At 45.0% G+C, this 21,197-nt stretch carries 19 protein-coding genes and 1 rRNA gene; 2 read left to right on the top strand and 18 right to left on the bottom strand.

What is annotated here, in order from left to right; all coding sequences use genetic code 11:
• Window positions 1-3: 3 nt before the first annotated feature.
• The 3 genes from tsaB to FTT68_RS12745 form a co-directional block, all read right to left on the bottom strand.
• Window positions 4-669: a tRNA (adenosine(37)-N6)-threonylcarbamoyltransferase complex dimerization subunit type 1 TsaB gene (gene tsaB / locus FTT68_RS12755; protein WP_180048532.1), complete on the bottom strand. Its 666-nt coding sequence runs from the start codon at window positions 667-669 to the stop codon at window positions 4-6.
• Window positions 670-793: 124 nt separating this feature from the next.
• Window positions 794-1,321, bottom strand: a complete 528-nt coding sequence (locus FTT68_RS12750) for a gamma carbonic anhydrase family protein (protein ID WP_163143421.1) — start codon at window positions 1,319-1,321, stop codon at window positions 794-796.
• Window positions 1,322-1,333: 12 nt separating this feature from the next.
• A complete protein-coding gene (locus tag FTT68_RS12745) occupies window positions 1,334-1,942 on the bottom strand; it encodes a CoA pyrophosphatase (RefSeq protein WP_005179902.1) in 609 nt (202 codons plus the stop codon).
• A 122-nt stretch (window positions 1,943-2,064) separates the two neighbouring features.
• On the opposite strand from FTT68_RS12745, the gene FTT68_RS12740 reads away from it, so the two are divergent.
• A complete protein-coding gene (locus FTT68_RS12740; protein ID WP_104470910.1) occupies window positions 2,065-2,613 on the top strand; it encodes an NUDIX hydrolase in 549 nt (182 codons plus the stop codon).
• Between the two features lie 70 nt (window positions 2,614-2,683).
• Here FTT68_RS12740 and FTT68_RS12735 read toward each other — a convergent pair whose 3' ends face one another.
• The 6 genes from FTT68_RS12735 to FTT68_RS12710 all read right to left on the bottom strand — a co-directional run bounded on the left by FTT68_RS12735 (window position 2,684) and on the right by FTT68_RS12710 (window position 10,779).
• A complete protein-coding gene (locus FTT68_RS12735) occupies window positions 2,684-4,618 on the bottom strand; it encodes a flagellar protein FilF (protein ID WP_180048531.1) in 1,935 nt (644 codons plus the stop codon).
• Between the two features lie 18 nt (window positions 4,619-4,636).
• Window positions 4,637-5,884 (bottom strand): putative pilus assembly protein FilE, encoded by a 1,248-nt coding sequence (filE, locus tag FTT68_RS12730; protein ID WP_081410070.1) that lies wholly within the window; start codon window positions 5,882-5,884, stop codon window positions 4,637-4,639.
• Window positions 5,878-7,542, bottom strand: a complete 1,665-nt coding sequence (locus FTT68_RS12725) for an OmpP1/FadL family transporter (protein ID WP_180048530.1) — start codon at window positions 7,540-7,542, stop codon at window positions 5,878-5,880. The genes filE and FTT68_RS12725 overlap by 7 nt, the downstream gene beginning before the upstream one ends.
• 12 nt (window positions 7,543-7,554) lie before the next feature.
• Window positions 7,555-8,724, bottom strand: coding sequence for a hypothetical protein (locus FTT68_RS12720; RefSeq protein WP_180056331.1), 1,170 nt, complete (start codon window positions 8,722-8,724; stop codon window positions 7,555-7,557).
• Window positions 8,725-8,772: 48 nt separating this feature from the next.
• Window positions 8,773-9,606 (bottom strand): C39 family peptidase, encoded by an 834-nt coding sequence (locus FTT68_RS12715; protein WP_045795549.1) that lies wholly within the window; start codon window positions 9,604-9,606, stop codon window positions 8,773-8,775.
• A gap of 195 nt (window positions 9,607-9,801) precedes the next feature.
• A complete protein-coding gene (locus FTT68_RS12710; protein WP_180056329.1) occupies window positions 9,802-10,779 on the bottom strand; it encodes a DUF6160 family protein in 978 nt (325 codons plus the stop codon).
• Between the two features lie 249 nt (window positions 10,780-11,028).
• Here FTT68_RS12710 and FTT68_RS12705 point away from each other — a divergent pair, with 249 nt between their 5' ends.
• Window positions 11,029-12,366 (top strand): anthranilate synthase component I family protein, encoded by a 1,338-nt coding sequence (locus FTT68_RS12705; RefSeq protein WP_180175407.1) that lies wholly within the window; start codon window positions 11,029-11,031, stop codon window positions 12,364-12,366.
• A gap of 123 nt (window positions 12,367-12,489) precedes the next feature.
• Here FTT68_RS12705 and hisC read toward each other — a convergent pair whose 3' ends face one another.
• From hisC to rrf, 9 genes are all read right to left on the bottom strand, one after another.
• Window positions 12,490-13,578 (bottom strand): histidinol-phosphate transaminase, encoded by a 1,089-nt coding sequence (gene hisC, locus FTT68_RS12700; protein WP_180056325.1) that lies wholly within the window; start codon window positions 13,576-13,578, stop codon window positions 12,490-12,492.
• A gap of 99 nt (window positions 13,579-13,677) precedes the next feature.
• A complete protein-coding gene (gene hisD / locus FTT68_RS12695) occupies window positions 13,678-14,979 on the bottom strand; it encodes a histidinol dehydrogenase (protein ID WP_168399365.1) in 1,302 nt (433 codons plus the stop codon).
• Window positions 14,980-15,164: 185 nt separating this feature from the next.
• Window positions 15,165-15,866 carry an ATP phosphoribosyltransferase gene (hisG, locus tag FTT68_RS12690; RefSeq protein ID WP_005179926.1) on the bottom strand — a complete coding sequence of 234 codons (702 nt, stop codon included), beginning with the start codon at window positions 15,864-15,866 and terminating at the stop codon, window positions 15,165-15,167.
• Window positions 15,866-17,122, bottom strand: coding sequence for a UDP-N-acetylglucosamine 1-carboxyvinyltransferase (murA, locus tag FTT68_RS12685; RefSeq protein ID WP_005179929.1), 1,257 nt, complete (start codon window positions 17,120-17,122; stop codon window positions 15,866-15,868). The genes hisG and murA overlap by 1 nt, the downstream gene beginning before the upstream one ends.
• Before the next feature lie 7 nt (window positions 17,123-17,129).
• Complete coding sequence (gene ibaG, locus FTT68_RS12680; protein WP_005179933.1) at window positions 17,130-17,381, bottom strand: BolA family iron metabolism protein IbaG; 252 nt, start codon at window positions 17,379-17,381, stop codon at window positions 17,130-17,132.
• 136 nt (window positions 17,382-17,517) lie between these two features.
• A complete protein-coding gene (gene hpf / locus FTT68_RS12675; RefSeq protein WP_005179935.1) occupies window positions 17,518-17,850 on the bottom strand; it encodes a ribosome hibernation-promoting factor, HPF/YfiA family in 333 nt (110 codons plus the stop codon).
• 174 nt (window positions 17,851-18,024) lie between these two features.
• Window positions 18,025-19,476 (bottom strand): RNA polymerase factor sigma-54, encoded by a 1,452-nt coding sequence (locus tag FTT68_RS12670; RefSeq protein WP_180056323.1) that lies wholly within the window; start codon window positions 19,474-19,476, stop codon window positions 18,025-18,027.
• 145 nt (window positions 19,477-19,621) lie between these two features.
• A complete protein-coding gene (locus tag FTT68_RS12665; RefSeq protein ID WP_180056321.1) occupies window positions 19,622-20,872 on the bottom strand; it encodes an esterase-like activity of phytase family protein in 1,251 nt (416 codons plus the stop codon).
• A gap of 226 nt (window positions 20,873-21,098) precedes the next feature.
• Window positions 21,099-21,197 (bottom strand): 5S ribosomal RNA (gene rrf, locus FTT68_RS12660); the annotation flags it as partial.

Below are 21,197 nucleotides of genomic sequence, written 5' to 3'. Positions count from 1 at the left end.
TAGTTATGATTTGCCTTGTTCTGGAATTTTTTTCCAAGCATTATCCCGCAAATACACCGGTAATGCGTATTCCGCACTGACCCATGCTTTACGTTGAGCCAATACGCGTGCAATGGTAGCAATATCTTGCGCCGTTGCACTTAAGTCTTTGTATTGTGTTTGTTCTTGTTGCAATAAGGTTGAACCTGAGCCTACTAATGGGGACTGCGCTACGGCCGCCGCATCACTATAGCCCAATAACTGTTCTTCGCTCACCGGCTGCATAATGCCTTCTGCATCTAACTGGAAACTGGCGATATAGACTTCATTCATCCGCGCATCCAGCACTGCTGTTACCGCGCTTAAACCTGCTAGCCGATAAGCCGCTTGTGCCAGTGCCTGCAAGGTCGATACCGGAATGACCGGCAGATCATGTGACCAGGCCAGTGCCTGTGCCACCGCGGCATTAATCCGCACGCCACTGAACGAGCCCGGGCCACGGCTAAAGGCCACTGCGGTTAAATCGGCAGTGGCCGTTTCGGTCTGAGCAAAACCTTGCTCAATCATCGGGAGAATGGTTTGGGTTTGTGCCTTGGCGCGCTCATCCAACTGAAAAAACAGTTCCTGCGTGTCATTTACAATCGAAACGGAACACTGCTCATTGGCAGTTTCCAATGCCAGTAACTTCATGCACAACCTTAAAATTAAATTTTAAAAACTGGCCGCTATCATACTCCACTCCTAGACACTAGGCGAGAACTTCACCGGCTTTCACACAGAAAAAAAGCCAGTTTCAAACTGGCCTTTAGGTATCTTAAAGTTCGACTTTTTCCAGTTGCTGGAAATGCTTGAAGTGCTCGGCATAATGTAAGGCGCTCAGTTTCAGGCGGGCTGCCCCTGCTTCATCCAGGGTTTTTACAATCTTGCCGGGAGAACCCATCACCACCGAATTATCCGGGATGACTTTGCCTTCCGGAATCAGCGCATTGGCGCCAATAATACAGTTTTTCCCAATCACGGCATGATTCAGCACCACCGCGTTAATACCAATCAGGCTGTTATCGCCGATGGTACAGCCATGCAACATGGCCTGATGACCGATAGTGACATAGTTACCAATCTGCATCTCAATACCCGCATCGGTATGCAGCACCGCATTTTCCTGGACATTACTAAAATCTCCAAGACGAATCAGGCTGTTATCGCCACGCACCACCGCGCCAAACCAGATACTCACCTGCCGGCCCAGCTCGACCTGACCAATGACCGTTGCGGTTTCGGCGACCCAACCATCCCATGGTTGATGTAATGCTTTTGGGGCAATGCCCTGAAATTTATACAACATTAAAATTCCCTATTTAGATGATTTAAATCGAAACGTCGGTGAATTCAGTAAAAATGGCCATTCTTTTTGATAATCCAGCCCATACTGAAATAAAGCCACCAGCATCCGTGCAGTTAATCCCCAGACAATCTCATTTTCAACGCGCATGCTGGGAAAATATAAGGACTGATGGGCATAGCGCACCTCATATGGCACCGGCGGCGCTTCCATCAGATTTTTTAAAGAGGCGAAAAAAATACGGTCAATTTCGGTCGGTTGCGCTGACAGCTGCACCTCGGGTGGAATCAGGCCGACAATGGGTTTGACCAGCATGCCATTACGCGATTTTTGCATTGGCAAATCGCCAATCAGTTCCACATCAAAAGGATTCAGCGCGGTTTCTTCCTGTGCTTCGCGCAGTGCCACCACAATATTACTGGTATCCTGTGGATCGCGCTTGCCGCCCGGGAAAGACACCTCACCGGCATGGCTGTTTAAATAGGCCGAGCGGCGGGTCAGCAGGACTTTCGGCTGAGCTTCATCGGTAATCGCAATCAACACGGCCGCATGCGCCTCACGCATACTTCGCGAGAAGCGTAAGCGCTGTTGCAATTCCTGTGTCAATGAATGCTCTACCATCTTTTATTATCCTGATTGCCTGACTTTCATCATAGCTGAAATTCTGGGCAAAAGGATAGAAATGATGCCAAAGTTCATTTTTTCAGTTATGCTGATCAGCAACTTTATCGTTGATGCTGAATATGAACTTTTGCGGAACGTGTGGACATAAAACAACGGAAAAAATTCCTTTAGGCGATCATCAGTTACGCCGTGTTTGCAGCCATTGTGGCAGTATTCATTATGTGAATCCGAAAGTGATTTGCGGGGCTTTGGTGCTGTGGGAAGATCAGGTGTTATTATGCCGCCGTGCCATTGAACCGCGTTATGGACTCTGGACCCTGCCGGCGGGTTATATGGAACTGTTTGAAACCATGGAACAAGGCGCGGCACGTGAAACCCGTGAAGAAGCAGAAGCGGAAATCGAGATTGAGCAGCTGTACTGCATGTACAACATTCCACGGATTGGCCAGATTTATGTGCTGTTTAAAGCGCAGCTGATTGAAGGTCAATTTGGGGCGGGTGAAGAAACTATTGAATCGCGTCTGTTTAGCGAAGATGAAATTCCATGGGCAGAACTAGCCTTCCCAAGCGTGGAACATACCTTAAGACATTATTTTGAAGACCGCAAAAACCAGCATTTCCCGACTCATCTGGAAACCTTGGGTACGCGTTTGGATCATACTGGTTAACAATAAATATCCCCGCCAAGAAAAAGCCCATCCGTAGATGGGCTTTTGTATTTTAATGAATATATTGCTGTTACTGGATACGCACCTGTTCCGGGTTATAACAGTCCGCCACTTCGATGCTCACGGTTCCACCGGTGAGTTTAGCCAGTTCTTTATCGGCATCCGTAGCATTGTTGCTATCCTGATTGGTAAAAGTCTTGAGCTGCAAGGTATACAGGTTACTCCATGACACGGTATTGTTGCCGGAGAAGTCACTCAGGCTAATCCGGGTCGAGGTATGATTGACCAGATTACCCATATTCAGCCGCGCACCACCTACCACCATGGCCTGCTCGCCCTGGGTATTGTCAACCCGGGTATTCAGACCAATTACGGCACCATTCAGCTGGTTAAAGACCGGATTGGCCAGAATCATCCGCAGGGTAATCGCCTGCGCCTGATTGCTCAGATCGGTTGCTCCCAGCACACCAATACGATATTGCGTGACATTATTACTATCCACAATCTCTGGCGTGCTGCTATCTGTAGCGACTGCGCAGGTCCCCGACAGATCGGTTGCGGTCGGATTTGGGCCAATATCGGTACGGATATTGCCCTGCTCATCCAGCACAATCCCGAGCTTAATTGCTGGCGCGGCATTATTGGCAAAATTGAAATTCAGAGTGGCATATAACGGGAAAATATAACGCTCACCCAAGGCCACATTTTTCGCCGAAGTAAAAATCCGGTTATCCAGGAAATTCACCTGAAAATATTTATAGATATCCAGTGAGCCCTTAAACTGATCCGTGCCAATAGTCTGGGTCCAGCGGCCATATTCTTCCGGCTTTCCTGTCGGGAACTTGGTCAGGGTTTTATAAATGCCTTCGGTGCCGGCAATCATATAATCGTTATACAGTTTCCCCTGGGTCACGGTAAAATCTTCAGTCCGGTTACTGTTGATGCTAAAACGATAAGGCCCCTGGATCGTTTCATTCAGTGGATTAATCCAGTTATTTTGTGCCGCTGCGGTCATCAGTTCCGGACGGACACGTTTCAAGAAATCGGCCGTAATGGTCAATAACGGGTTTTCATTACTGGTCGACATGGTTCCACGCCACTGCATGCCATAACCGAAAGTATAACCCGAGCGATCGGTCATCAACTGGAACTGGCCAATCAGGTGTCTTAAGGTATTCGAGTTCTGTTTGCAATCATCCTGATTACAGCCATATAAACCTTGTGGTAAGGTCGAACCCTCCACAGCCAGTACCGGATAATTGGCCTGATAAGAGGCAGAGTTGGTCATATAGACCAGGGTTTTCAGTGCGTCAAAGGCCTGCGCATCACTGACGGTGCTTAAATTGACCCAAGGACTTAACTTGCTGACATAGGCACCGGAACGGTAATCCTCCAGCGTCACCGAACCCAAAATATCATCCAGCTGTTCTTTTTTTAGCGCAGAAATATAAAGTGGCTGCACATCACCGGCAATGGTCGGCCGTTCTTGGTTCTTGGAACTTTCAATTGATAAAGCCTGTAAAATACGTGTAATTGCCTGTGCCACTTGAACAGTTGAATCCGATAGGGTCAGTTCGGTTGCCGCCTGCCCGGTTAAGCCACGGGCAATATCCAGCAGGGTTAAACGCGGCAAGCTGGCACTAACCGAATTGGCCAGACCAATATCAGCCAGACTTACTGTCCCCAGATTAATTGATTTTTCTGTTTTTTCCTGAATAAAGAAATGGACTTTATCACCGGCACTACATTTACCGGTGGCGGCATTGGTGGTTGGCGCAATCCGGGTAATATAGGTTTTGCTTGGATCACTGCTACAGGTAAAATTCAGGCCATGCACCGGATAATCCAGGGCGAATTCCACACAGTTTTGCCCGCTGACACAACTGCCATTAATTTCCTTCACAATATTCGGCTCTGGAATGACATTGGCACTTTCACCACCACAGCCACTGAGTGCCATCATCAAAGCGGTACTGCTCAAGGCTAAAATATTTGATTTCTTCATCCTGATGTCTCATGTTTTTTATTGATCTAAGGCAATAATTTTCAATTGGCCCTGATTACTTAACTGGCGGTTTTCCATATCGATTGCCGATGCCAGCGGGGTTAAAAGAAGATAACGGGTTTGAGCCGGCAATTGAATCACCCCTTCCACCTGCTCATGTTGCAATAAGGTGGATTGAGTATCCTGGCTCTTGTAGCCGCCTGCACCTTCAATCACACAGCCTTGCGCATCCAGAAAAACGGCAAAAGGCCAGTAAAATGTAGGTTGCCGGGTTTTAGAAGCGTATGAATTCACCTGAAGATGGCGTAAATCTCCCTCCAGCTTCACCACCTCATAATCAAATTCATCTGTTAATGGTGCACGTGGCCAGAGATTGACATCTTTCTGTACGGCCAGGGTCTTGGCATGTTTAATTTTTTTATTGTTAAAACAGGACTGGCCTAAACTGCTGATGGCATCGGCCTGTGCAATACGATAATAAGTCGATGACAGCACCATTGGCTTGACACTTTCTGGCTGGCGTTTCTTGAACAGGCGATCCAGCACCGATTGCCCAACTCCTTTTTCACGTTCTACCACCTGCACCCGGGTCGCACCACCGCCCAATTTACTGTCGACTACGCCTTCCGGCATCATATAAAAACGCTTTTTCCCCTCCAGGTTAAATTCACTGTGTTCCAGGTATTCATTATTGACGTACTGCTCCCCTTCCATTTCGGTAAAACCGGAAGATGAAGTACGGTCTGGTTGATCAGCTTGCACAGTCTTCAATACTTCCTGAGATTCAGTTTGCGGGATGACAGATGTAATCGTTGGAGATGATGAAGCTGATACCGGTTTTGTGGTTGCCGATACAACTGGTGTGACGACAGGCTGTTCCACAACTGCTGTATCTGGTGTTTTTTGTGGGATACTTTCTGTGAGTTTTACCGTAGTGACTGGTTGAGTCGGTACAGTACTAACTGTGGGTACGACTGCAACAGCAGGAGCTCTGACAGGTTCAGAAACGGGAATTTGCGCTTGCGGCTGCGCCGGATTCAAAGCAGACGATGCTCTACTTTGTGCCTGCGTTTTGTTTACCGGCACAGCTTCTTTTTTCGCGGCCGGCCGGGTTTCGGCCTTACGCTGTACCACCATCGGCCGGCCATCCGGGCCAATAATGGTATAAAACTCATTGGCATAACTTACACTGGCCGAGCCCAAAGACAGCGCCCAGAGTGAAGACAGGCAAATCAAGCCAGATAAACGCTTTGTCACTTTTACCATCGTGTTCTATAGCTCAGACCTAAAATTGTAATGTTGCTAGTGGTTTTGACATTCAGTCCCGCATACGGGTTGAGTAATAAGTTATTCACCCCTTCTTTGTTGGCTAGGCTACTGGTATTGGCTGGAATTTTGTCCCGGCTTTGCAGAAAGCCGATCGATAAATCCAGGTCAGTATCGGCATCAAAACGATAGCCCACACCTAAACCAAACAGACGTGCATTATTAATGGGTACCATGGTATTACGCTTGTCATCTGGAATCGCACTGGTTCGTGGTTCATAACCGGCACGCAGTTTTAAACGGTCGGTAGCAGAATATTCAATCCCGATGCCCCAGCTCCATGGTGACTGGAAGCCCATCGGCAAGGCCAGCGAGCTGTCAGAGACATGTTCAGACAATAATTTGGCAATTTTTAAGGCAGAAATCTGGCGGTCAAATTCAAACTTGAACTTGTCCCAAGCAGCATAATCGGTCCAGCCGACATCAAAGTTCACCTGTAAATCTGGCATCACCTTGTATTTAATCCCGGCCTGGAAATGCGCTGGATATTCAAAATCCATCGCCACCAGCCCTGACTCACTGGCCGGAATATAGTTCGGGAAGCCTAGAATTGCCGCCAGAATTTGCCCGGTTGGGGAAGACATCAAGCCTTTAATCAGCTCACTCGGCGCCTTGGCATTATCAATATGATATTTACCTTTGAGTCGCATTTTGGCTGAACTTTGATAGACCATACCAAAGCTGAAATCTTCACGTGGTTCCCATAACACCCCGAGGTTATAGCTTGGGCTCAGACTTTGCTCGACGGCCAGATCCATTTGTCCAAAACGACCAAACGGATTCATGCCTTCCTGTGCGTTACAAATCCCCAACAACAGAATATCGGTAATAATATCGGAGTTTTCTTTAAACGGGGTACAGACGACTTCATCAATCATCCGCAGCATCCCGATCAGGTCATTCGGGAAACGCAAGTCGGTATTCATGGCAATGGCCTGGTAGGACATTCCCACCGATGCCCCGACCGATAGCTCATCATTGACCTGATAGGCAATTGACGGTGACAGATAGGTAATCCGTTCCAGTGCCACCTGCTGCCCCATGAAGTTACCTGGGTTGCCATCTTCAGCACCAAAACCGGCAATTAACGGCGCATACATCGCAGTAGCAAAGGTGGTTTTAGACCCCGGCGGATTGTAGGCAATCCCTGCTGTTGGTGCGGCCAGTGGCATGCCTTCACCCAGATCAACAAACTTTTTCAGTACCGGCACATACAGCGATGCATATTCCACATCACCCGATACTTCACCTTTAAAGTCGGTACAAAAGTCAGCCAGAATTTCCGGTCCATCATGACAGACCAGTGGATCATCGGAATAACCAAATACGTTATAGTCGGCTGGCGCAGAAAACTCACGCTGTACATCAAAGTGCGCCAGCACCCCTTGTACATCGGTTTGCAAGCCTTCAATTTTAGTTAAGGCTGCCGGGTTAAAATGAATGGCACTAATGCCCGGTGGATCTGCCGTGACCGCGTTGCCCATGGTCAAGGAACGGATATCGACAGACAGGTTTTGTCCCAATTGTGCAAAAGCAGCACTCGAACAGCCCGATAAGATCAGCGCAGACACTAACGGGCGAAGTCGAATTATTTTCATACGACCAGCCTCTTAGCGAAGTTTCTTACCAAAGCCCAGAATATCGAGTGGGAAAGACAGACCTAAAGACACATCCGGTGCATCTTCTGTCAAACCAATACCAACAGTACCATTGACAATCGTTTCAGGAGAAACGCGCACCCCTAAAGAAATGGCCAGGGTAGAACTGGTCTGATCGGCCGGAGAATAGCTTTCGCTGGTGTGATAGAGGAATTCAGCGCCAGTATTAAAACTCTGCTGATACGACATGGTCATTGAAACGTCGTAGTTAAAGGAATAGGCAAAACCAAAGGCGAAACCACCACTAATGCCCGGCTCAAATTCTTCAATAATACGTGGACCACGAATCTGGTTTAAGCCCGACTCCTTAAAACCATAATTGGCGGAGACCGAAGCGAATAACACCACTGGGTCGATATATTTACGGGTACTGGCTCCAATCCCTGCAGAATAATAGCCCTTACCGGTCGCAAGTTCGGTAGTGCTATTAATTTCATACGGGCTATCACCGGTTTTGGTCGAAAGATTTCCGAATAAAATTAGTGGCAAACGGCCGGCTTTTAAAGGGAAAGGTTCCCAGCGTGCGCCTAAAGAAATATCTCCCAGACCCGCGGTATTCGCATCTTTTAATTGATCGGTCTTGGCCACCAAAGGTAAAGAGGCGGTTAAGGTCAGGTTATCCAATAATCCATATTGAACGGTGAAAGTATTGGTCAATGCATGCGATGCATTTTCCTGAACACGCAACTGATAGATTTGGCCTTGCGCCATTTCCATATCAATTTGCGTATCACGATAATAGGTATAATCAATATCGTAATAAGATGAGATATTGCCTTTTTTGATTAAGGAATATTGGCGTTCATTGGAGGTAAAGACTTCTTCCAGATTGGCTTCTTTGGTGGCATCCCCTTCCTGCTGCTGTAACGCAGTTGATGCAGCCTGCTCAGCACTCGGTGCAGTCGCTGTTGCTGTTTCAATATTGGCCTCAGCAACTGCTTCAGTGCTAACTTCTTCAGGGCTTGAGTTTTCTGCTGGAGCTGTGGCTTCTGACGCAAGCTGCTGCTCTTCTACTGCTTCATATTGTCCTAACTGTGGCTCTTCTGCAGCATAAGCAGCTGCTCCCCAGACCATTTGGATACTGATGGCCAATACGGTTTTATTCATCCATTTAGATTTCATCTTCTTCCCTTCCAATTTTTAATTTTTTTTCGTTTTTAAAGTAAATATTTATTTACTTTTATAATAGAGTCTTAAAAAGTTGTACTGATGTTCGCCGAAATTCTCTGACTCAGGATTCATGTTTCGTTCTAAACGAATGGTCGAGGCTTTATCGGCAATTTTGTCCATATAGAATTGTGGATATTGAATATTGACAAAGGCATGATGGTTAACAGTGGCATCTTCAACATGGCGCATATCACTATCCTGTAAAGCCAGGAAGTCTTTACGATATTCAGGCGCCACATTAATCAGGAACAAGGTATTGTTTTCCCACACCTCTTTAAAACGCTGCTCATCAAAACTGATATTCCCCAGTGCCGGGTCGGCCACATAGACCCGGCCATCCTTATAGGCCTTATACACCACAAAATGCTTAAAACCAGCATAGGAAATCGGCACAATTGCGGGCTGGCCCTGCTTGACCAGATCTGAAAATTCCCCACGATAGCCGCCACTTTCCATGCCCAATGCAGCAACAAAACGTTTCATATCCAGCAAAGAGAAACTACGCCGTTCAATAATGCGCTCGTACTCCCCATAACGTAGCAAACCACTCATGGTCTGCTGCTCTGTCAATCGGGTTCCGACATAACCATTTAACAGCGTGGTTAAAGCGGCCGATCCACAGCTATAGTCATAAGCCTGACGTACAATGCCCCGGAATTGATCTTGTAAAGCAGGTTGAATACGTACAGGCTCACGATGCATACGGGTAAAAGAAGAATTGCGGGAATCCAGTGTTTCCGTATAGCGTACGGTTTCCGGATGTTGTTCCTTTAAGTCGAAGGCTTGTGTGGCAGCGTAATACATCAATGCCGAGCCTAATGCGATCTCTAACATAATTTTTTACTTTTCAAGTTCCAGGCAGCTCTGCCAGTTCATTTTTTATTTTTAGAGTAAGAACTCTACTTCCATGTATTTAGCAAGATACCTTTTTTTTAGAAAAAAAACAGTGCTTTCTTTATTTTTTTGCGTACTCATGAGTTTATTTGTAAAAAAAAGCGCGTGAAAACACGCGCTTTTTCAAGATAGAACTTAGTGACCACGAATGGTAATTACAGCACCTTGATCCGACATTGTAGGGCCATAATAGGTTTGCATTCCTTGAATTTCAACATCACCAATAGATGCAGCAGTTTTACTACCTAAATGAACACCTTTAATATAATGGTCTTTGGCACCGCCATGACTCACGATTTCAATATATCCTTTCTCATCCGGATTAGTGAGACTTGCACCATACACACTAATATCTTGATTAATACTTAGGTTCTTAGCATTTGCATCGGCAATTTTAATACTTTCAATAAAGATCTCACCTGCTGCACGGTCAGCACTTGCCGTTGAGTTATCCAGAATACCCAAATTATTAATTTCAAGGCCACCAAGCATCGTAGTATTCAGTTTAATCATCGCCCCTTGTGGCGCAGCACCTAACTGGATATTGGCTGACATTGGGCCAGTTTTAAGCGTTAAGCCTGAGAGAATCGCATTATAGTTCGCATCTACACCACCACGGCGAAGTTCTGAGGTTGTGCTTGCTCCTTGTTTGCCTGAAGCCGTTACACCAATCTCACCAATATAAATATCTAAGCCAGATACATCAGCTGCAATATTAATAAAGGCTGTGTTACCACCACCTGCACCAGCATCTGAGTCAATTTTCAAATCTGCTAAATTGTGACTCGCGATTGTTCGTGACTCATCAACCACTGGGCTTGCAGGATTTGTAAGATCAAGTGGGGCTGTAATCACCACACCTTTTGTAGCGGTAAGTCCAGTACCATTCCCTTTAATAACAATCGCACCAGCATTATCAATGGTACCATTTAAACCATCATTATCATGGATAAAGAGCTTTTCAATTTCAATTTTTGAAATACCGATACCAATCGATAAACCATCTTGACCTGTGGTTGCGCTAAGTGCTGAATCATCCATTGCCTGCATTGCAAATGCATTTGCACTTAATGCCATTGAAGATACTAAAGCTAGTTTAGTAAATGTTTTCATATTTACTCTCCCAAGAGTATTATTTTTTTGATTGTTACCACTCTTGTGCAGCGGGTTGATTATTTGTTTTTAGCAACCTGCTACGTATTTCCTTGAGCGGCTGGATAGCACTAACAAAGTTATCCCCCTGTCAATTTTTGTTCAACTGCTATTGATCATATTTTTCAGCTTGCCGATAAACGGTCATAAGCATTTTCTTGGCGCAGAATCAGGTAAAATAGATATTTATTGTTGATTTTCTCCAAATTTATGGCCACCTCATCTTTCTACAAACAAGTACTTTGTGAATCCCCCTATACCCCAGCAGAAATTTTAAAAGCGCTGGGTTCACTCTCACATCTTGTTTATTTAGAAAATAATGGCCAACCGATTATTGGCTTATCGGCAAAACATTACTACCTTATTCAACAAAATAAATGGCAGTATTTTAAGCAGCACAGTTTTAATGATTATCTTGAAGAAACAGCAGCACCTTCTTTAGATGAATTTTTGCAGCCAACTGTTTGTATTGGCGACAGTTATTTTAAAGGTGGACTGATCGGTTTTATCAGCTACGATTATGCCGCCCAACAGCACATTCATACTCAAAGCAAACCTCAACCGTGTTTATTTCTAGGACAATTTCACAGTTTTCTAACTCTGGAAAATGGGCACTGGTATTTCACCAGCGATGAGCAGCAAGCCGAATTTTTATTGACTTATATTCAAAATTTGTTGGCTCAAAAACAGGAGAATTCATTTAAATTAACTCAGGCCTGTACCGCACGCTGGAATAAAACTGAATATCAACAGGCCTTTAATCAAGTCCAGGATTATATTGTTGCAGGTGATTGTTATCAGATTAATTTAACCCAGGAATTTAAAGGTTCTGCGGAAGGATTATTATTAGATACCGCTACAGATTTTTGGGCGCTAACCCATGCTCCTTATGCCGGTTATTTAAAAATAAATGACTTTGAATTACTCAGCTGTTCACCTGAATTATTTATTGATTTTCTGCCTCATCGGCAACTCCTCACCAAACCGATTAAAGGCACCATGCCACGCTATACAGATCCAATATTGGATGAGCAATCTAAACAGACCTTAAAAAATTCTGAAAAAGATCAAGCTGAAAATGTGATGATCGTCGATTTACTGCGTAATGATCTGAGTGTCTATGCCGAAACCGGTTCAGTAAAAACGCCGAAGTTATTCAATATTGAATCATTTAAACAAGTGCATCATATGGTGAGTGAAATCACTGCGACGTTAAAAGCAGAAATCAATCCACTGGATGTATTGCTATCTGCACTTCCGGGCGGCTCGATTACTGGCACCCCTAAAATTCGCGCCATGCAGATTATTGATGAACTCGAAGGCGCACCACGCGGGGCCTATTGTGGATCGATGGGTTATTTTAATTTTGATGGTACTGGTTCCTGGAATATTCTGATTCGCTCGATTCAAAAATATCAACACGAAGTTTCGTTATGGGCCGGTGGTGGTATTACCATTGCCTCTGATTGTGATGCAGAATATCAGGAATGTTTTGATAAGGTTTCGGCGATGCTGGATTTACTCAATACCTGGTACACACCTGAATAAATAAAAAAGCGACTCAATTGAGTCGCTTTTTTATGAATCCCTCCCCTTGAGAACCATTGTTTCTCACCTTTTCTAGAGGGAAGAGTTCCCTCCTTTATCAAAGGAGGGTTAGGGTGGATTCACTTAAACCAAAATCTCATTTTTCAAGGTATCCACTAAACGCTGGTTTTGTTCATCGGTACCGATGGTGATCCGAAGGAATTGGTTAATCCGTGGCTTGTTAAAATAACGCACAATGATGCCACGTTCGCGCAATTCAGCTGCCAATTCACCGGCATCTTTGCTTGGTAAAGATGCAAAGATAAAGTTCGCACTTGATGGCAACACTTTAAATCCAATCTCTTTGAGCTGTGCCACTAAGCTTTCACGGCTTGCAATTACTTTGGCATTTTGCGCTTCAAAATAGGCTTGATCTTCAAACGATGCGACAGCTGCTGCAATCGCGAAACGATCCATTGGATAAGAGTTAAAGCTGTTTTTCACCGCTTCCAGCGCAGCAATTAAATGTGGCTGGGCAATCGCAAAACCGACCCGTAAACCAGCCAAAGAACGCGATTTAGATGTGGTTTGACATACCACTAAATTCTCGTATTTTTCTACCAGGCTGACCGCAGATTCAGCACCAAAATCCACATAGGCCTCATCAATCACCACAACTGAGTTTGGATTGGCTTGAAGCACTTCCTCAATGGCAGCCAGGCCCATATCAATACTGGTTGGTGCATTCGGATTGGTAATAATAATGCCGCCATTTGGCTGCTTATAATCATCCACCACAATTTCAAAATTGTCATTTAGAGGGATGACCTGGGTATTGACCCCAAAAAACTGGCTATAGACCGGGTAGAAACTATAGGTAATATCCGGATACAACAGCGGCAGATCCTGAACAAAGAAGGCTTTAAAAATATGCGCCAGCACTTCATCAGAACCATTGCCGACAAAAACCTGCTCAACCGGTACCTGCTGCTGTTTGGCAATGGCCTGTTTTAACTCGGAAGCATCCGGGTCTGGATACAAACGTAACGCATCCGCCGAGTTTGCCAGTACCTTCTGCACTGCTTCCACCACTTTTGGCGATGGCGGATACGGGTTTTCATTGGTATTCAGTTTAAGTAAATTCTGGATTTTCGGTTGTTCGCCCGGTACGTACGGTTCTAATTCACGTACTGCCGGACTCCAGAAGCGCATTTGTTCGGTGGTGATATTCATTTTTAAATTCTCAAAGTTCCCTCTCCTGAGCAAGTTTTAAAGCACAGCTTTAAAATGAAGCGCAAGTGAGGGCTAGGGAGAGGTTTTCTATTTCTTTAATTACTGATAACGATAACGTGCTGATCTCGCATGTGCATCCAGGTTCTCTTGCTGCGCCAATACATCCGCAGTTTTGGCCAGAGTTTTCACCCCTTCTTGCGAACACATGATCAGGCTAGAACGTTTCTGGAAATCATACACACCCAGCGGTGAGGAGAAACGCGCAGTACCTGAGGTTGGCAGCACGTGGTTTGGACCAGCACAGTAATCCCCAATCGCTTCAGGGGTATAACGTCCCATAAAGATTGCCCCGGCATGACGAATATCTTCTGCCATCACTTGCGGATCATCCATGCATAATTCCAGGTGTTCAGGTGCCACCTGATTAATTAACTCAATCGCTTCCTGACGATCCTTCACCAATACCAATGCACCACGGTTTTCAATCGAGGTACGGGCGATCTCAGCTTTTGGCAATGCTTCTAGGTGCTTTTCAATCCAGCCATCAACAGCATTCAATAATTCTTCATCTGGTGTAATGAATACTGCTTGTGCGACGGTATCGTGCTCGGCTTGTGACAATAAATCCATCGCCAGCCACTCTGCATTATTCTCACCTTCGGCATAGACCAGAATTTCTGATGGGCCGGCAATCATATCAATACCGACTTGACCAAATACCGCACGTTTTGCTGCTGCGACAAAACGGTTACCTGGACCGGTAATTTTGTCGACCGATGGAATGGTTTCTGTACCATAGGCCAGCGCCGCGACCGCTTGTGCACCACCAATGGTAAACAGACGTGTCACGCCCGCTAAATAGGCCGCCGCCAGCACCAGTGGATTCAACTCACCATTTGGCGCCGGAACCACCATGATAATTTCAGGCACACCCGCGACATGCGCAGGAACAGCATTCATGAGTACTGAAGATGGATAAGACGCCAGACCACCCGGCACGTAAATGCCCACGCGGTCCAGTGGCGTGACTTTCTGACCCAAGGTATTGCCCAAGGCATCAACATAGGTCCAGCCATCCTGCTTTTGTGCCTGGTGGAATTCACGGATACGTGCTGCAGCCAGCTCCAGTGCATCACGCACCTCACGATTCAATCCATCAAAAGCGGCTTTAAGCTGTTCCTGGGTCAGTTCTAGATCTGAAAATTGATGCGCGGGATGTCGATCGAACTGCTGAGTTAATTTAAGAACATGAGCATCACCATGCTGACGGACATCAGCAATGATTTGGTCTACGGTTTTTAACAGTTCTGGATCACTCACTGTTTCAAAAGCCAACAAGTCAGCAAACACCTGCTTGAAGTTCTGATCTTGAGTCGATAAACGTCGCATCAATTTACCCACAAGGTTGATATGGAAAAGATTAGTTTACCTGTTTTCAGGGCTTTTGTGGGTATCAATCACACATTGGGCCACGGACTTTTATGGAAAATTACTTTTGCTCAAATTGAAGAAAAGTATTAACAGGACTGTTCTCATAAACCGCCATAAAAAAACCGCTCTCAAGAGCGGTCTTTTATTTGAACAACTTACGCCTGTTTGGCCTGTTCACGATCAGCCACAGCCTGTTCTAGCTGGGCAATAATCGGATTTAACAACGCCTGTTTACGTTTAAAACTGGCTTTGTTGACGATTAAACGGGAAGATACTTTACAGATTTCTTCCAGTGGTTCTAAACCATTGGCACGTAACGTATTTCCGGTATCGACCACATCGACAATGTAATCACCCAGGCCGACCAGCGGTGCCAGTTCCATCGAACCGTAAAGCTTGATCACATCAACCTGTTCACCCAAGCTGGCATAGTATTGACGGGTCAGGTTCACATATTTGGTCGCAATTTTTAAGCGGCCTTTTGGACGAACCATACCGACTTTACCCGCTGTCATCAGTTTACAGTTGGCAATTTTTAAATCTAATGGTTCATAGACATTTTGTGCGCCATGTTCCATCAAGACATCTTTACCTGCCACACCTAAATCTGCTGCGCCATTTTCCACATAGGTCGGCACATCAGAAGCACGTAAAATCAGAATACGCACCTGTTTATGGGTGGTTGGAAAAATTAACTTACGGGATTTTTCAGGATCTTCCAGCAAGTTAATGCCCGCTGTTTCCAGCAGCGGCAGTGTCTCTTTTAAAATACGTCCCTTACTTAATGCTAAAGTTAAACCATGATCAAAATTGCCCATTACGTCAAAGTTTGGATCATCGTTTCTCATATCGCTCATTAACTTACTCGCTTAATTTGGGCACCTAAACCTTGTAACTTCGCTTCGACATTTTCATAACCGCGATCAATATGATAAATACGGTCAATCAGTGTTTCCCCTTCAGCCGCCAGAGCTGCTAACACTAAAGAGAACGAAGCACGTAAATCTGTAGCCATGACAGGTGCTGCAGATAATTTTTCTACACCGGTTACCACAGCATCATTGCCTTCAACCTGAATATTGGCACCCATACGTGCCAATTCAGGAACATGCATAAAACGGTTTTCAAAAATCGTTTCAGAGATGGTGGCAAAACCACGACCAACGGCATTCACCGCCATCAACTGGGCCTGCATATCGGTCGGGAAATCTGGATGTGGCAAAGTACGGAAGCTGACCGCTTTCGGACGTTTACCCATCATATCCAGTTCAATCCAGTCATCCCCACGGGTGACTTCTGCGCCCATCTCTTCAAATTTGTCTAGCACCGATTCCAGCAGGGCCGGATCGGTATGCGTGGTTTTAATCTTGCCACCAGTAATGGCTGCCGCCGCCAGATAGGAACCGGTTTCAATCCGGTCCGCCACTACCGCATATTCACAGCCGTGCAGACTTTCTACACCAGTTACCACCAAAGTATCGGTATCCAGGCCTTCGATTTTGGCACCCATCTTAATCAGCATTTGTGCCAGATCGGTGATTTCCGGTTCACGCGCAGCATTCCGGATGGTGGTGACACCATCCGCCAGCACGGCAGCCATCAAGATATTTTCAGTGCCGCCTACGGTTACCATATCAAAAACCACTTCGCCGCCTTTTAAGCGGCCATCGACTTTGGCATGTACATAGCCATTTTCGACCTGGATTTCTGCACCTAAAGCTTCTAAAGCTTTTAAATGCTGATCGACCGGACGCGAACCAATCGCACAGCCGCCCGGGAGTGATACTTGTGCACTGCCATAGCGCGCCAATAGCGGTCCAAGCACCAAAATAGACGCACGCATGGTTTTAACGAGCTCATACGGTGCAAACTGGTTGTTCAGGGTTGAGGTATCGGCCACCACAGTATCGCCTTCATAAGACATGGTGATACCGAGGCCCGCAATGAGTTTAACCAGTGTGTTTACATCTTTCAGATTAGGCACATTGGTCAGGGTAATAGGTGAGTCGGCCAGAATCATGGCAGCCAGTAATGGCAATGCTGCATTCTTTGCACCAGAAATGCGCACTTCACCTTCGAGCTTAATACCGCCCTGAATTAAAAATTTATCCATTAATTTATTAAGCTCCGAATAAGCTTGCTTTACGCCATTCTTCTTTGGTCATTGCTTTAATTGTTACCGCATGAACTTCACCGCTGGCGATCAAGGCATTAATCGGCGCATACACTGCCTGTTGGCGTGCAACAAGACGTTTGCCTTCAAACTGATCATCGACAATACGAAGATCAAATTTACCACCCTGCCCACTAACGACTACATCTGCCTCTGGAAAAGCAGCTTTTAAAATTTCAGCGAGCTGTTCATTATTCATCACAAGACCTCTTATAGGACCAACGGTGTAAAACCGGTCATTTTACTATAAATGAAAAAAATAATTCATTAGTCACATACATTATATATATAAAAAAAGAGGTTTTTTAAAAACCTCTTTTTGCCGATTGTTTCAGCTAAATCGCGACAGGCTGATAAACCAGCTGCATTTTGCGATGCTTGTCTAATTGGCGTTTTAATTTTTCTGACATTTTCTTAATCGATGTATACATATCATCAGCACAGGCCTGGGCAAACAGCTCCGTTCCAGGTAAACGGATAATCGCTTCTGCGATATGGTTGGCACTGCCTTTTTTAGAATGCTTATCGATCTGATGATCTTTACTGAGCTTCACCTGCATACTATTGACCTGATCCAGATGTTTGGTCATTTGCGCGAACTTTGCTTTTATATTTTCTTCAATTGCAGGTGTAATTGATAAATGATGGCCACGAATTGTTATTTGCATAATTCTATCCCTCACCTTCGTTAGGATTAGACGAGTCATCATCAAAATGATTCACGTACAGGACCAGAACTGCTGCTCAGTGATACCTTCATGCAATCATTTTGACTCATCCTCATAGAAAAAAGATTCATTATGTTGTCATAATGAATCTCTAGAATAGGCAGATTTTCAAAACTAGATCAAGACTTTTCTTTCAGAAGAAGATGGAATATGTAAAGATTCGCGATATTTTGCAACCGTACGTCGCGCCACATCAATTCCCTCTTCTTTTAAAATATTGGCAATTGCATTATCTGACAAAGGCTTACGCAGGTTCTCTTCAGCAATCAGTTTTTTGATCTTGGCACGAATCGCAGTTGACGATGCTTCACCGCCCGATGTAGTGCCAACATGACTTGAAAAGAAATATTTCAACTCAAACAGGCCACGCGGGGTCAGCATATATTTATTGGTGGTCACGCGGGATACCGTAGATTCATGCAGCTCGACCTCTTCGGCAATATCGCGTAGCACCAAAGGTTTCATGCCTTCTGCGCCAATTTCCAGAAAAGTACGCTGATGCTCAACAATACAGGTTGCCACTTTCAGTAAGGTTTTATGCCGCTCATCAATACTCTTGATAAAGTTTTTGGCTTCCAGCATCTGATTGCGTAAATACTGATTGTCATCACTCTGATCGGCACGACGAATCATATTGGCATAAAACGAGTTAACCCGGAGCTTTGGCATGACATCCGGATTCAGCTGTACCTGCCAGCTGTCATTTTTTTTCATCACCACCACATCTGGAATCTGATAATCCGACTCTTTATCTTCAAACTCCATACCCGGATGCGGTTTCAAAGTTTTCAGCAACTCGACCGCACATCTCAGCTGATCGGTATTTAAACCAGTCTGCTTGAGTAGTTTTGGAATTTCATTGCTGATTAATAACTCATAATGCGTCATTAGCTGCATAGCATCCTGACGACATGGGGTATTTGTCGGCAGACTTTCCAGCTGAATCAACAGACATTCCGCCAGATGACGCGAACCAACCCCCACCGGCTCCAGCCGTTGAATATGTTTCAATACCACCAGCACTTCATCGTCTTCGATGCTGTCTTCATACTCCATCGAATCGAGCAGATGCTGGACTGAAGCAGTAATCTCGCTGATATCGCTTTCCAGAAAACCCTTATCATCCAGAGAATCAATAATGCAGTAAGCAATCAGCTGGTCAATTTTAGAAAAATGCAGCAGGTTAATCTGCTCCAGCATATGATCTTTTAAACCCAGTACACCCTGACGGTTATCTTCACGCTCTTCATATTCTGGCGTACCTAAACTGGTCGGCTGATGGGTATAGACATCATCCCAGTCGGTATCGACCGGTAAATCATCTGGCAGATGATCGGCATTTAATTCATTGGTTAAATCTTTTTGATCACGATCTGTATCTGCCGCTGACAGACTCTCAACATCGGCCTGTTCTTCAACTTTCTCTAATAATGGATTACTATCGAGCTGTAATTGAATTTCTTGCTCAAGTTCTAAACTTGATAATTGAAGTAAACGAATGGCCTGTTGCAACTGGGGTGTCAATGACAGGGAGTTGGCAACTTTTAATCCCACTGATAACTTCATACTACCCACCTTTTTTAATACCGCGTTTTATAAGCAATTTTTATGCCTGTTTTGATTTTTATAGCATGCTTTTGTTAAAAAATATACAAAAAAATCTTCATAAAGAAAGGCCACCCGAGGTGACCTTCTGTAATTGCTGATAAATTTAGAACAATGCTTTTGGCAAACGGATCTGAATAATTTCATTATCATCGGCCAGATTGGCATTTCGCCCGCTTGAACCTGGAAAGTTATTATCATTCAGCACAGTAATCAGGTCTGGACCTTCAATGACAATATCCTCAATGGTCTGAAACGGAAAACCAAAACGCTCACCGGTCGCAATATCACCCGCTCGCGCAGTGCCATAAAGTAAATCCGGATTGGCAATATCCATCAAATTGACCAGATCTTCTCTCTGCATATTCTGACCAGCGGCGCTGAGCGTGACTTTAATCAGCTTTTTATAGCCCAGCAGATCGTTTTCACTATCATCCCGTTCAATAATGATTCCTTCTGTCGGGCTATACAGCTGAAAATCACCAATTGCTGTAGCGCTGGTATGTAATGGGAAATAATAATATTTACCCGTATAGGCCTTTTTTGCCAGATCAAATTCAGACACGATTAAACGATTAGAACTATCGTTCAGTAAAGGCTTTTCCAACAGCGGATACAGATATTTTCCATCTTGAGAGATCGCCATACCCTCAAAGCCACCACTACGCTGTACCAGCGGTTCAACAAAATTCAGCTGCTCTTTATTGAACTGATTCTGAGGTGAACGCAGCTCTTGCGCCGGATTCAGTGGATTAGGTAATGGAATTGGCGGGCTCAGCAATATACCCTCAGCAGAAAAATGCAGTAAATAGGGTCCAAACTCATCCCCAATCCAGATCTCGCCATTCGGTGCACGCTGCATCGATTCCGGGTCAAAATCCGCCCCGGTTAACAAACGTTCGGCAGTATCTTGATGGACAATAGAAAAGGGAATGAGTTTATTCGGATCACGCAGCTGCACATAACTTAAATGCTTCACTTCAGTGTTAGTTGCTATTTTTGTTCTAAAGGTCGGTTGAATCACATGCAAACGCAGCAGATAGTCAGCCGAGTTATCTTGTGTGCCAAAACCATTGTCAGACATCACCAGATAAGTCCCATCATTATTTTTTAAAGCAGCCGAAAAACCTTGCACAGGCTGCCCAGAAAATGGCGGCAAAATTCCGTTTGCACCGGTCACATATGCACCGGAATCTGGTCCTTCTGCATAGGTGGCCACATCCAGTTTTGCAAAAGCCACCAAAGTTGGCTCATTGATCAAGGGTGTAGGCGTCACCTGCGTCTTTTCATCAGAATCATTACATCCGTTCAAGCCCAACACAACGGCCATAAAAAGGCCAATAGATCTTTTTTTCATAAAGTTTAAAAATAGCAATTGGGGAAACCATTCAAACAAGAAAAAATGACAGTGTTGGGATGATTCAGTGACAATTTAAAGACCGGTTTTTGCGACCGAATACTTGTCTTTCTATTTATTTGATCATGATGCTTAGATACTTTTCTGGGACTTATAATTCTTTAGCTTTATTAAAAGCATAAAAAAATCCCCCTGCTATTTAAGCTAGGGGGATTTTGAATTAATGAGCTGGCGATGACTTACTCTCACATGGGTAACCCCACACTACCATCAGCGCTAAGAGGTTTCACTTCTGAGTTCGGGAAGGGATCAGGTGGTTCACTCT

It is taken from the genome of Acinetobacter sp. Q85-2 (assembly GCF_013420555.1).
GTDB classification, from domain to species: Bacteria; Pseudomonadota; Gammaproteobacteria; order Pseudomonadales; family Moraxellaceae; genus Acinetobacter; species Acinetobacter indicus.
Note: the sequence above shows the minus strand (reverse complement) of the source record. Positions and strands in the feature narration are given on the sequence as shown.

Excerpts from the sequence above, each read along its gene's own strand:
- tsaB (WP_180048532.1), bottom strand. The coding sequence starts at position 669 with ATGAAGTTACTGGCATTGGAAACTGCCAATGAGCAGTGTTCCGTTTCG.
- FTT68_RS12745 (WP_005179902.1), bottom strand. The coding sequence starts at position 1,942 with ATGGTAGAGCATTCATTGACACAGGAATTGCAACAGCGCTTACGCTTC.
- FTT68_RS12740 (WP_104470910.1), top strand. The coding sequence starts at position 2,065 with ATGAACTTTTGCGGAACGTGTGGACATAAAACAACGGAAAAAATTCCT.
- FTT68_RS12735 (WP_180048531.1), bottom strand. The coding sequence starts at position 4,618 with ATGAAGAAATCAAATATTTTAGCCTTGAGCAGTACCGCTTTGATGATG.
- filE (WP_081410070.1), bottom strand. The coding sequence starts at position 5,884 with ATGGTAAAAGTGACAAAGCGTTTATCTGGCTTGATTTGCCTGTCTTCA.
- FTT68_RS12725 (WP_180048530.1), bottom strand. The coding sequence starts at position 7,542 with ATGAAAATAATTCGACTTCGCCCGTTAGTGTCTGCGCTGATCTTATCG.
- FTT68_RS12720 (WP_180056331.1), bottom strand. The coding sequence starts at position 8,724 with ATGAAATCTAAATGGATGAATAAAACCGTATTGGCCATCAGTATCCAA.
- FTT68_RS12715 (WP_045795549.1), bottom strand. The coding sequence starts at position 9,606 with ATGTTAGAGATCGCATTAGGCTCGGCATTGATGTATTACGCTGCCACA.
- FTT68_RS12710 (WP_180056329.1), bottom strand. The coding sequence starts at position 10,779 with ATGAAAACATTTACTAAACTAGCTTTAGTATCTTCAATGGCATTAAGT.
- FTT68_RS12705 (WP_180175407.1), top strand. The coding sequence starts at position 11,029 with ATGGCCACCTCATCTTTCTACAAACAAGTACTTTGTGAATCCCCCTAT.
- hisC (WP_180056325.1), bottom strand. The coding sequence starts at position 13,578 with ATGAATATCACCACCGAACAAATGCGCTTCTGGAGTCCGGCAGTACGT.
- hisG (WP_005179926.1), bottom strand. The coding sequence starts at position 15,866 with ATGAGCGATATGAGAAACGATGATCCAAACTTTGACGTAATGGGCAAT.
- murA (WP_005179929.1), bottom strand. The coding sequence starts at position 17,122 with ATGGATAAATTTTTAATTCAGGGCGGTATTAAGCTCGAAGGTGAAGTG.
- ibaG (WP_005179933.1), bottom strand. The coding sequence starts at position 17,381 with ATGAATAATGAACAGCTCGCTGAAATTTTAAAAGCTGCTTTTCCAGAG.
- hpf (WP_005179935.1), bottom strand. The coding sequence starts at position 17,850 with ATGCAAATAACAATTCGTGGCCATCATTTATCAATTACACCTGCAATT.
- FTT68_RS12670 (WP_180056323.1), bottom strand. The coding sequence starts at position 19,476 with ATGAAGTTATCAGTGGGATTAAAAGTTGCCAACTCCCTGTCATTGACA.
- FTT68_RS12665 (WP_180056321.1), bottom strand. The coding sequence starts at position 20,872 with ATGAAAAAAAGATCTATTGGCCTTTTTATGGCCGTTGTGTTGGGCTTG.